This is a genomic window from Methylobacterium segetis (assembly GCF_004348265.1).
GTDB classification, from domain to species: Bacteria; Pseudomonadota; Alphaproteobacteria; order Rhizobiales; family Beijerinckiaceae; genus Methylobacterium; species Methylobacterium segetis.
In genome coordinates this window covers 1-7611 of sequence record NZ_SMNT01000162.1, presented here as the reverse complement: position 1 = coordinate 7611, position 7611 = coordinate 1, and the positions used below count along the sequence as shown (strand labels likewise).

Genomic DNA, 7611 nt, shown 5'->3' with positions numbered 1-7611 from the left:
AGGCCGCCGAGGCTTCCATATCGAGGCCGCCGGTGCACCCAGTAGGTCGGCGAGATGAGGCTGCCGTCCGGCCGCACGACCTCCATATCCGAGTAGCAGCAGGCGTGATCGACGCCCTCCGCAACCGCGACCTGGCGGGCAAGGCGTTCGGGAAGCCAGACGTCGTCCTGATCGCTGAAGGCGACGAAGCCGCAGCTGTCCGGAAGGGACGCGCAGGCCCGTTCGAAATTGCGATAGAAGCCGAGCCTGGGGCCGGGCGGCAGGAGGTGGAACCGCGAGTCGCCGTCGATCGTCTCGGCGATCGCGCGCAGCACATCCGGCCTCGATTGATCGTCCGAGATGACGCAGATCCAGTCGCGATGGGTCTGCGCGCGGATCGATGCGATCTGCCGGGCGAACAGGGCGGGATCGGGGTTGTGGGTCGCCATGGCGATGCCGACCCGTCCCAGCGCGCGGTTCTCTCCCGTGGGTTCCGCAACCGGCTCGGCCCTGATCAGATCGACCGCGGCGAGGCGGATCTCGCTCGAAGCTCCGTCACCCCAGTTCACGGTCGCTTCGAGAAACGCCGCCCCGTTGCTCAGGCCCGGGTCCGGCGGAAACACCGCCGAGAGGTAGAAGCCGCCGTCGATGCGATCGCCGATTCCGGCTTCCGTCGGCCCGAGCAGACCGTCCTGGAGGAAGAGGCGGCTGACCTCGACGGTCCGGCCACCCTGAACGAGGCGCAGGTGCAGGGAGGCGACGCGCTCAGCGCGATCGTGGACGAAGCCGCGCAGGCCGAGTGCCGCTCCGCGTGCCGACAGGACGACGGGAGACACGCCCCGGTCCAGCGAGATCCAGAGGTCTCTCTCCATCATGATTCATGACCGCCCCGCGGGCGTTCGGAGCGGCGGAAGGTCCGCACGGTGACGTGTCCCGTATCCCTGTCTGGCCGAAGCCGGCGTGGCGACCCCGGTAGGGCTCGAACCTACGACCTGCCGCTTAGAAGTAACAGAATCGCGTCGTAGCTCGGTTCTGCGGGACTGCACAAGGGCAGACGAAATTTCACAAAATCATACGGCCGCACGTCGGCCGGCTTGTCCCTGCCCTCCGTGCAATCGCACTCAGACCCGTTCGAATTTATCGAATGGCGTAGCGCCCCGTAAGTGTAACCCCAGCAGCAACCGCGGCCCTTTCCTGCCAGCACGGCTCTTACTCGGCCGTTCTGAAGGCCCGAGCTGACCCGAAGCGGGCTGTGAAAAGATCTGCTTACGGGCAGTCCGATCGAGTGGGCCTAAGCGACCGATGATGGCCGCGAGCGGAACTTCCGCTTTCCGCAGCAGAGCCGCAGAAGCGGACCTCCGCATGACTCAGGCGGGCGCCTCACAGCGGCCCGAAATGGCTCCTCCGGCGCACGTGAGGAAGGTCATCTCCCAAGTGAGCACAGGTGCCAGAGGCAAGCTCGTCCACCATTGCTTCAGCGATCTCGGCGACGGCGCGGATTTCGGCTAAAAGGAGTTCCGCGGCGGCCTTGAGATGAAGAGCCACGGACATCCGCGGCCTCAGATGCGCCTTTGCTCAGAGGCCGCGCGGTGATCGGGACGGGCGCCACAAGACCGATGACTCACATCGATGTCCGCTGGGCGGGTGCGCGCAAATCGATGCGTCCGTTGAACTGAAGGCGCTCTAGCGGACGCGCTTTTGGCCCGCTTTCCATGTGTCTGCTGCGGCATACCCCAGCGGCCAAAGCGAGCTCTGCACGAAACGCACAGCTACTCCGGCAGGCTCTGGATCGGCGAGTTCAGCTTGCTTCAATCACCCTGTGGTGGAAGTTGGTTACACCGATGATCCCCTCTCGCTCTACCCTGATCATGGCTGTCCCCAGACAGGAAACACTGCTGGAAGCTGCGACCCGACACATTACCGAGGCCGAACAGCGCCGGGTGTCCCAGCTCAGATTGATCGCCGATCTCACAGGCCGAGAGCAGGCGTGCGCCCGGAAAGTTCTGACCGAGATTGAGCGAACGCTTGCGGTTGCCCGCGCCTTTCGATCGATCCTCCTTAGCCTTGAGGACGATGCCTGACTGCGCTCACGATCCGCCTGGACGAAGCCGTCCGCTCAGCGACATCGCGGGGTGAGGGCAGGGTCAGGTCGCTGCCTGGAACGCGGCTAGGGGGGCCTCGACGTTGCAGACGAGCCCGGTTGGCTCGAACGCCAGCGTGATGTTCCCACCTACAGCGCCAGCGAGACCGCGCTCGATCAGGCGTGAGCCGAAACCCTTGCGGCTCGGTGGTGTGACGGGCGGACCGCCCTGCTCTGCCCAGCACAGCCGGACCAACGGCTCAACTTCAGTCTGATCGATGGTCCAGAGGAGCACGACCTGGCCGCCCGCGGTCGACAACGCTCCATATTTGGCAGCGTTGGTGCCGAGTTCGTGCAGCATCAGTGACAGCGAGAGGGCCGCGCTCGGCCCGGTGTGCACCTCTGGCCCGGAGATTTGGAAGCGGCCGGGCTGCCCGTCGTCGTGCAACGCGACAGCTGACCTGACCACCTCCGCAAGGCTCGCCCCCTTGTATTCGTGCTCCAGCAGGATGTCGTGCCCCTTGCCCAACGCGATCAGGCGCGCAGCCAGCGTCTCTCGCGCTTGCTCCAAGTCGGTGGCATTGCGCATCGTTTGCATGGTGATGGCCTGCACCATCGCCAGCAGGTTCTTCATCCGGTGGCTCAGCTCACGATTCAGTACCGCCTGCTGCTCTTCCGCCTGCACACGTCGGATTGCGCCACGTGCGCGATCGGCCACGGCCTGGACGAAGGTGACGTCCTGAGACGACCAGGTGTAGGCGGCACCTTTCGTGACGAAGAACGAGGCCACCAGCCGGCCGTGCTCCAGCACCGGCAAGTTCAGCAGCGCGCGAGCATTGATGTCGATGAGAGCCGCTGCGTCCGCGGCCGTGCGAGGGTCGTGCTCGGCATCTGCGATGATCACGACCTCGCCGGCGAGCAGGTTCTCGATGTAGGAGCCGTAGTCTCGGAACTGATGCAAGCCCGCGACGCTGGGTAGACCCGCTCGCGCCCAGTCCTGCGCGACCATGATGGCCTCCTGCACGGGGTCGACTGCGGAGTAGCCGGCCCGGTCGGCACCCAGTGTGTGGCCCATGATCTCGGCGGTGGCAGCGACGATCGCCGGCTCGTCGTCGAGATCGCGCAGCCGGTCACCCAACTCGATCAGAGCGGCCTGACGCAACTCGTTCTGTTTGCGCCGCGTGATGTTTAGGAATAGCGAGGCAAAGCACTCACCCTCATCCTTGCGGGTGCGCACCTCGAACCAGCGGCCGAGCGCCGGCACGTGGGTCTCGAAGGTGATCGGTTCGCCCGTGTCGACGACGCGGGCATAGGTATCGATCACCTCTTGCTGGATCGAGGGGATCACCTCCCGGACCGTGCGGCCGCTGCTGCTGATTGGAAGCCCGGTCTGGGTCGCGAAGGCGGGATTAAGCTCCAGGAAGCGGAAGTCGCATGCGTGGCCAGCTTCGTCGCGGATGATCTCGCCCCGGTGGAAGCCCTCCTGCATGCCGGTGAACAGGCCACGCCAGCGGGCCTCGCTGTCGGTGAGCTGCTGTTCGGTGGCCTTGCGCTGGGTGATGTCGCGCACCGTCATCACGGCGCCGTTCGACTGCCCTGCCTGACTGACCGTGGCGCTGGTCGCCAGGACCGAGCGGGATGACCCGTGCTTGTGGAAGAACACGTCCTCGTGGTCGCGGATCGTCTCACCGCGACGGAGACTCTGCACGAACGGGCACTCCTCGGTCGAATATGGCTGACCATCGGGGTGGCTGTGATGCAGGAGTTGGTGTAGGTCCTGGCCGAGCATCTCGTCAGCGCGCCAGCCGAACATCTGCTCGGCCGCGGGATTCGCGAACGTGATCCGGCCGGCGCTGTCCAGCTGGAACACAGCCTCGCCGATGTGATCGGTGACCGTCTGCAGCGTCTGGCGCTGCTCGCTCATGACATCGCTGGCCAAGCGCTCGCGGGTGCGGTCGCGCAAGATCTTGAGGTAGCCCTCGTGGTTTCCGCTGAGTTCATCGAACAGCGGCACCATAGAGCCGCTCGCCCAGAAGCGGCGGCCGTCCTTGCACACATGCCAGCGCTCGTCGGCAGCGCGGCCCTTCTCGCGTGCGCAGGCCAGCTCCTGCTCCGGCACGCCGTCGGCCCGATCCTCGGGCGTGAAGATGATATGACCTGGGTCGCCGAGGGCCTCGGCCTCGGTCCAGCCGAACACAGCCTCGGCACCGTTGTTCCAGCTGCTGATCCGCCCCTTCAGGTCAAGGGTGAGGATCGCGAACTCCGTGGCGCTGTCGAGGATCGTCTCCAAGAAGCGCTCGCGTGCCGAGAACGGCAGAGGAGACCTACTTGCCATTGGCGACCAGGCTCGGTCCTGACCGTGCAGCGAGCTGAGCGGGCTCATGCGAGGGCAGCACAGCGCTCACGGCAGTCTCGCGGTGCTCTTGGACCTGGAGGAGCCGCAAGGCGGCGCGCATCACCTCGCTGTTGCTACGATAGCGGCCGGAGGACACGCACGCGCCGACGAAGGCCTCCAGCTCGGGCGTGAGCGACACATTCATCGTCTTGCGGTGGGGCATCTTAGCGGCATGCCGGCACGCCGGCCCTGTGTCAATGATCGTTACACTTGAGGGAGTCCACTGAAGCACACCTCAATGATCAAGATCGAGCATGCGCGGGATGCATGACTGTTTTGGAAAGGTCTTAGATGCCGAGCGCCCCCGCGTTTGCTCGGAACGCTCGCGACGCGGGTCTCTGCCTAGGCGCTGACTTCAGTCCCGCCGCTGGCGCTCCATAACGTCCGACCTCCGAGTGGTTCTACAGCCCAGGTCCGTTCTGGAGGCATGTTCAAATTGGCGCTTCGCATCAACCAGTAAGCGGTGCATCTGCAGAGCCTTTGGGCTGAAGTAGAACCCTCGCTGGGGCCGCGACGGCAGCGAGTATGAGGTATTCTCAACCTGTTAAGCACGTCGTCTTAATTTGCCTTGAGCCAGCAGAAATTTATCGCTGATTCCAGAAGATCCAGCATGGTTGCCGTGTGATCTGAGGAGCTCGGCGGCGATGGACGTGAAACTTGCCACTGTAGAGGACGGACCCGGCGGTCTGCGTCTGTCCGAGCTGCTCGGCGCGCTGAGTCACGCGCTCGACCTGACGGAGGGACAGCCTGCCGGCCACTGCGTGCGCTCGACTTGGATCGCCATGCATGTCGGGCGCGAGTTGGGGCTGCCGCAGATGCAGCTCTGGGAGCTCTACTACACCGTGATGCTGAAAGACCTCGGCTGCTCGAGCAACGCGGCCCGCATCTGCGAGCTCTATCTGTCCGACGATCTCGGCTTCAAACGCGATTTCAAGACCGTCAGCGACAGCCTGCCGAAGGTGCTCGGCTTCGTCTTCTCGCACACGGGCCTCAAGGCAGGATTGGCCGAGCGATTCAGAGCGATCCTCAACATCCTTCAGAACGGCGGCGAGATCGTTGATGACCTGATCCAGACCCGCTGCCAGAGGGGCGCTGAGATTGCAGCGCGCCTGCGCTTTCCGGCATCCGTCTGCAATGCCATCCATGCACTCGACGAGCACTGGGACGGGAAAGGCCGACCCGACCACTTGGCGGGATCGGCCATACCTCTCTACGCCCGCATCGCGCTACTCGCGCAGGTCGTGGATGTGTTCCACACCGCGGCTGGTCGAGAGGCGGCGCTGGCTGAAGTTCGCGCCCGAGCAGGAGCTTGGTTCGATCCGCACGTTGTTGCCTGCCTTGAGCGCGTCGCCGAAGGCGAGGTCTTCTGGCAGACCCTCGGCTCGGACAATATCGAGCGCGCTGTGGCGGCTCTTGAGCCGGCCCAGAGCCTGATTGTCGTCGATGAGGAGTACCTCGACGACATCGCGCGTGCCTTCGCGCAGGTGATCGACACGAAGAGCCCCTTCACCTCGGGGCACTCTGAGCGCGTGGCGGTATACACTGACCTGATCGCGGCAGAGCTGGGCTACAGCTCGGAGCGGCGGCGCTGGCTCAGGCGAGCGGCCCTCCTGCACGACATCGGCAAGCTCGGCGTCTCAAACTCCATCCTCGACAAGAACGGAAAGCTCGACGAGCAGGAGTGGCGCGACATGCGCAACCATGCCTCGCTGTCGGAAGGCATTCTGGCCCGGGTGAGTGCGTTTTGCGACATGGCGCGGATCGGTGGCGGGCACCACGAACGATTGGACGGCAAAGGCTATCCGCGGGGATTGGCGGGCGACGAGATCGAGCCTGAAACCCGCATCGTGTCGGTTGCCGACGTGTTCGATGCACTGACGGCGAACCGCCCCTACCGGGCAGCGATGCCGACTGAACGAGCGCTTGAGATCATGCGGGCTGACGTCGGCACCGCGTTTGATCCCGTCTGCTTTGCCGCTCTGGAGCGGGTGCTTGCAGCCGTGGAAGGTGATCTCAGTCGGGCAGCCTGAGTGTTCAGAAGCTGCGGTCCGGCTGGCGTGAGGCACGCCAGCCGGATCCCTCAAGGTCAGACAGCCCCGAGTGCGACCCTGTCGAGGCTGCGGCTGATGCTGGCCACGCCCCCGGCTGCCGTTTGCATGTTTGCCGAGATCTCGCGGGTCACCGCGCTCTGCTCCTCGATCGCGCTTGCCACGCCCGTCACGTAGCTCTGCACCGTCGCCACCGTCGAGCTGATCGCCGCCAGAAGCCCGACCACATCACCCGACACGCGCTGCATCTCCACGATCTGGTCCGAGATCCGCGCCGTCGCACCCGTCGTTTGACTGGCGAGCGCCTTCACCTCACCGGCCACGACCGCGAAGCCCTTGCCCGCCTCGCCGGCCCGGGCCGACTCGATCGTGGCGTTGAGCGCCAGAAGGTTGATCTGCTCGGCGACCTTGGTGATCGTCTGCACCACCCCATCCATCGCCCGCGCCGCATCCTGCAACTGTGTGGTCGCCCGGTCGGCGGCGAGCGTGCGGGTGTGGATGTCGTCCACGGCGGCCTTCGATTGCGCCATGTTCCCGCTGATCTCGGTGACGGAGGCGCTCATCTCCTCAGCGGCCGACGCTACCGCCTGCACGTTGTCGAGGGTCTGCTTCGTCGCCTCAGTGGCCTCGAGCCGCGCCTGAACGCTCGCCGTGATGTCGGAGGCGTACTTCACGACCTTGAACGGCGTGCCGTTCATGTCGAAGATCGGGTTGTAGGTGGCCTGCAGCCAGATCTCGCGACCCTGGCGCCCACGCCGCCTGTAGACGCCCGCCTTGAACTCGCCCCGGCTCAGATCGGTCCAGAAGGCCTGATACTCGCGGCTGTCCGCGTGCTCAGGCTCGACGAACATCCGGTGGTGCTGGCCCTGGATCTCAGCGAGGCTGTAGCCGACCGTCTCGAGGAAGTTCTCGTTGGCGTCGAGGATGGTACCGTCCACCGCGAAGGCGATCACCGCCTGCGAGCGGCCGATCGCCTGGATCTGCCCGTTGACGTCGGCGGCGTGCAGCTTCTGGGTGGTGACGTCGGTGGCGCACTTGATCACCTTGAAGGGGCGCCCAGAGGCATCGAAGACCGGATTGTAGCTCGCCTGCAGCCAGATCTCGCGGCC

At 65.2% G+C, this 7611-nt stretch carries 5 protein-coding genes; 1 reads left to right on the top strand and 4 read right to left on the bottom strand.

Going from position 1 to position 7611, the window contains the following annotated elements; genetic code table 11:
- The 3 genes from E1J50_RS25010 to E1J50_RS25000 form a co-directional block, all read right to left on the bottom strand.
- A partial coding sequence (locus tag E1J50_RS25010; RefSeq protein WP_132256835.1) for a glycosyltransferase occupies positions 1–854 on the bottom strand: 854 nt, incomplete at its 3' end.
- Positions 855–2123: 1269 nt separating this feature from the next.
- Positions 2124–4394: a PAS domain-containing sensor histidine kinase gene (locus E1J50_RS25005; RefSeq protein ID WP_281024595.1), complete on the bottom strand. Its 2271-nt coding sequence runs from the start codon at positions 4392–4394 to the stop codon at positions 2124–2126.
- On the bottom strand, positions 4384–4617 hold the full coding sequence (locus E1J50_RS25000; protein WP_207919290.1) for a type II toxin-antitoxin system ParD family antitoxin: 234 nt from the start codon (positions 4615–4617) through the stop codon (positions 4384–4386). Before E1J50_RS25000 ends, E1J50_RS25005 begins: the two co-directional genes overlap by 11 nt.
- A 481-nt stretch (positions 4618–5098) precedes the next feature.
- Between E1J50_RS25000 and E1J50_RS24995 the strand changes: the two genes are divergently transcribed.
- Positions 5099–6484 (top strand): HD-GYP domain-containing protein, encoded by a 1386-nt coding sequence (locus E1J50_RS24995; protein WP_132256830.1) that lies wholly within the window; start codon positions 5099–5101, stop codon positions 6482–6484.
- Between the two features lie 56 nt (positions 6485–6540).
- Here the strand turns inward: E1J50_RS24995 and E1J50_RS24990 are convergent.
- The coding region (locus E1J50_RS24990) for a methyl-accepting chemotaxis protein (protein WP_132256828.1) at positions 6541–7611 on the bottom strand (1071 nt) is incomplete at its 5' end.

What these genes read in the sequence shown, in the direction of transcription:
- E1J50_RS25005 (WP_281024595.1), bottom strand. Translation starts at nt 4,394, where the DNA reads ATGGCAAGTAGGTCTCCTCTGCCGTTCTCGGCACGCGAGCGCTTCTTG.
- E1J50_RS25000 (WP_207919290.1), bottom strand. Translation starts at nt 4,617, where the DNA reads ATGCCCCACCGCAAGACGATGAATGTGTCGCTCACGCCCGAGCTGGAG.
- E1J50_RS24995 (WP_132256830.1), top strand. Translation starts at nt 5,099, where the DNA reads ATGGACGTGAAACTTGCCACTGTAGAGGACGGACCCGGCGGTCTGCGT.